At 69.0% G+C, this 3,733-nt stretch carries 3 protein-coding genes; 2 read left to right on the forward strand and 1 reads right to left on the reverse strand.

The genetic code is table 11. From position 1 onward, the window contains the following. Positions 1 to 117 precede the first annotated feature (117 nt). Positions 118 to 1,914, reverse strand: a complete 1,797-nt coding sequence (locus ACIBNA_RS44895) for an AMP-dependent synthetase/ligase (RefSeq protein ID WP_399171265.1) — start codon at positions 1,912 to 1,914, stop codon at positions 118 to 120. Between the two features lie 298 nt (positions 1,915 to 2,212). Between ACIBNA_RS44895 and ACIBNA_RS44900 the strand changes: the two genes are divergently transcribed. Together ACIBNA_RS44900 and ACIBNA_RS44905 are read left to right on the forward strand one after the other, a co-directional pair. Then, entirely contained in the window at positions 2,213 to 3,010 is a 798-nt protein-coding gene (locus ACIBNA_RS44900; protein WP_399171268.1) for a metallophosphoesterase, read from the forward strand. A 111-nt stretch (positions 3,011 to 3,121) separates the two neighbouring features. After that, positions 3,122 to 3,559, forward strand: coding sequence for an SRPBCC family protein (locus tag ACIBNA_RS44905; protein ID WP_086564878.1), 438 nt, complete (start codon positions 3,122 to 3,124; stop codon positions 3,557 to 3,559). The last annotated feature ends 174 nt before the right edge of the window (positions 3,560 to 3,733 follow it).

Here is a 3,733-nt window from a genome sequence, read left to right on the forward strand (position 1 = left end):
AACACCCCAGGCCGTTCATCTGGACCAAGACCGCCGACGAGATCCTCGACAAAGTAGCCGCCTACTGCCGACGAATCTCCGACTCAGGTCACTAGTGGTGTCCGGGCCTCCGGCCGGTCACTTCGCGTAGATCGCCTCGACCTCGTGCGCGTAGTCCTTCGCCACCACGTTCCGCTTCAGTTTCAGTGAGGGGGTCAGGTGGCCCGACTCCTCCGTGAACTGGGAGGACAGAATGCGGAACTTCCGCACCGATTCCGCCTTCGACACCGCGGCGTTGCCGTCGTCGACCGCGGCCTGGATCGCGGCCAGCAGGTCCGGGTCCTCGCACAGCGACGCCGCGGTGGAACCCGCAGGCTTGCCGTGGTCCGCGCACCAACGGCCCAGGAACTCCTCGTCGATGGTGATCAGCGCGCCCACGAACGGCCGCCCGTCGCCCACCACCATGCACTCCGCGACCAGCGCGTGCGCCCGGATGCGGTCCTCGATCACTGCCGGGGCGACGTTCTTGCCGCCCGCGGTGACGATGATCTCCTTCTTGCGGCCGGTGATCCGGAGGTAGCCGTCCTCGTCGAGGGTGCCGATGTCACCGGTGTGGAACCAGCCGTCGGCCAGCGCCTCCGCGGTCGCGCCGGGGTTGTTCCAGTACTCCTTGAACAGGTGCTCGCCGTGCAGCAGCACCTCGCCGTCGTCGGCGATGCGGACCACCGAGCCGGGCAGCGGCTGGCCGACCGTGCCGATCTTCTGCCGGTCCCAGGGGTTGAACGCGGTGGCCGCGCAGGACTCGGTCAGGCCGTAGCCCTCCAGGACCGTGAAGCCGATGCCGCGGAAGAAGTGGCCGAGGCGCTCGCCGAGCGGGGCGCCGCCGGAGATGGCGTACTCGCCCCGGCCGCCGAGGACCGCGCGGAGCTTGCTGTAGACGAGCTTGTCGAAGGTCTTGTGCTTGATCTTCAGGCCGAGGGAGGGACCCGACGGGGTGCCCAGAGCCTTGCTGTAGGCGATCGCGGTGTCGGCGGCCTTGTCGAAGATCTTGCCCTTGCCGTCGGCCTGCGCCTTGGCGCGCGCCGAGTTGTAGACCTTCTCGAAGACGCGCGGCACCCCGAGGATCAGCGTCGGGCGGAACGCGGCCAGCTCGTCGGTGAGGTTCTTGATGTCCGGGACGCAGCCGAGCTTGATCGGCGCCATCATCGGCGCGATCTGCACGAGCCGCCCGAAGACGTGCGCGAGCGGCAGGAAGAGCAGCACCGAGCACTCGCCCGTGCGGAACAGCGGACGCAGCCGCTCGACGATGTTGCCGCACTCGGCGAAGAAGCTGCGGTGGGTGAGCACACAGCCCTTGGGGCGGCCGGTCGTGCCCGAGGTGTAGACGATGGTCGCCGGGTCGTCTGCCTTGGCGATCGAGCTGCGCTCCTCGACCGTCTGGTCCGTGACGTCCTGCCCGAGCCGGCCCAGCTCGTCGATGCCGCCGCCCTCGATCTGCCACACGTGCTTGAGCGCCGGCAGCCGCTCGCGCACCGACTCGACGGCGGCCGTGTGACCGTCCGACTCCACGATGCACGCGGTCGCGCCCGAGTCGCCGAGGATCCACTGCACCTGCTCCGGCGAACTGGTCTCGTACACCGGCACGGTCACCGCGCCCGCGCTCCAGATCGCGAAGTCCAGCAGCGTCCACTCGTAACGGGTGCGGGACATCAGGCCCACCCGGTCGCCCGGCTGGACCCCGGCGGCGATCAGCCCCTTCGCGGCCGTGCGCACCTCGGCGAGGAAGGTGGTGGCCGTGACGTCCTGCCAGCTGCCGCCGACCTTGCGGGCGATGACGGCGACGTCCGGGTGCTGCGCGGCGTTTCTGCGGACGATGTCGGTCAGATTGCCGTCCGCAGGGACCTCGTACAAAGCCGGAAGGCTGAACTCGCGCAAGACTGCTGCTCCTCATAGGGCGCCGGCGCCACGACGTTGTGTGATGCGACGGTCCGGTCCAAGGCTCGGGCAGGTGCTCGGGCATTCACTTGTTGAAATGCAGAGCACGACTGGACTGCCCGGACGTTACCCGCCGGTATGGCCTCTACGACAGGGGGTCCCGTCGAGATGTTCGCTGCGTCACACAGGTTGGGTATTCCTGCGCGCACAGTAGTCCACGCACTAACTGACTGGCCAGTAACCGCAGGTAGGGCCGCCACTGTTCACAACTGCAGCGCTCGACCTACCCTTGATCGCCATGGCACCCACACGAGCCGGAAACCGCAGGACGCGCGTGCATGTGGTCAGCGACGTGCACGGCAACGCCCGTGACCTGGCCAGGGCCGGCGAGGGCGCCGACGCCCTGATCTGCCTGGGCGACCTCGTCCTCTTCCTCGACTACGCCGACCACTCGCGCGGCATCTTCCCCGATCTGTTCGGCGTCGAGAACGCCGACCGCATCGTCGCGCTGCGCACCGCCCGCCGCTTTCAGGAGGCGCGGGAGCTGGGGGCCCGGCTGTGGGCCGGCGTCGGCGCGGACCGGGCCTCGGTGATCGAGAAGGCGGTGCGCAAGCAGTACGCCGAGATGTTCGCCGCGTTCCCCACCCCGACGTACGCCACCTACGGCAATGTCGACATGCCGCCCCTGTGGCAGGAGTACGCGGGCCCCGGCACGACCGTCCTGGACGGCGAGCGCGTCGAGATAGGCGGCTGGGTCTTCGGCTTCGTCGGCGGCGGCCTGCGCACGCCGATGCGGACACCGTACGAGATCAGCGACGAGGAGTACGCGGCCAAGATAGAGGCCGTCGGCGAGGTCGACGTGCTGTGCACGCACATCCCTCCCGAGGTTCCCGAACTGCTCTACGACACCGTCGCGCGCCGCTTCGAGCGCGGCAGCCTGGCCCTGCTGGACGCCATCCGCCGCACTCGCCCCCGCTACTCCCTCTTCGGACACGTGCACCAGCCGCTGGTGCGGCGGATGCGGATCGGGGCAACCGAGTGTGTGAACGTGGGGCACTTCGCGGGGACCGGGACGCCGTGGGCGCTGGAATGGTGAGGACGTCCCAGGTCGGGTGAGATCGGCGGGGCCCGCGCGCGGTAGCCTTCACGCTGCACACGCTTGCGCACGACGACCTCATACCGGCCCGCATCTGGAGGAGCCACGGCGATGGCGGAACACACCAGCTCGAGCATCACCATCGAGGCGGCCCCGGCCGACGTCATGGCGGTCATCTCCGATTTCGCCCGCTACCCGGACTGGACCGGCGAGGTGAAGGAGGCCGAGGTACTCAAGACCGACGAGCAGGGCCGCGCCGAGCAGGTCCGGCTCGTCATGGACGCGGGTGCGATCAAGGACGACCAGGTCCTCGCGTACACGTGGACCGGCGAGAACGAGGTGTCCTGGACCCTCGTGAAGTCCCAGATGCTCCGCTCCCTGGACGGCACCTACCTTTTGAAGCCGGCGGGGGCAGGGGGTACGGAGGTCACCTACGCGCTCACCGTCGACGTCAAGATCCCCATGCTCGGCATGATCAAGCGCAAGGCGGAGAAGGTCATCATCGACCGGGCGCTGGCGGGCTTGAAGAAGAGGGTCGAGTCCGCCTAAGGCCTGTCGTTTGGATCAGGTCGCAGACGCGGGGTCTGGCACGCGCATCTGCGGCGTTGTCGTCGGCTGCCGATTCCCCCACGCTCGGCTTCGCTCGCGCGGGCGGTGCCCCCATCGCATCGCCGCCCTCCTCCGCCTTGCGGCTGCACGCACCAGACCCCGCTCACCGGCGCT

Origin of the sequence: Streptomyces sp. NPDC050164, from assembly GCF_044459945.1 — a bacterium.
Classification (GTDB): domain Bacteria; phylum Actinomycetota; class Actinomycetes; order Streptomycetales; family Streptomycetaceae; genus Streptomyces; species Streptomyces coeruleorubidus_A.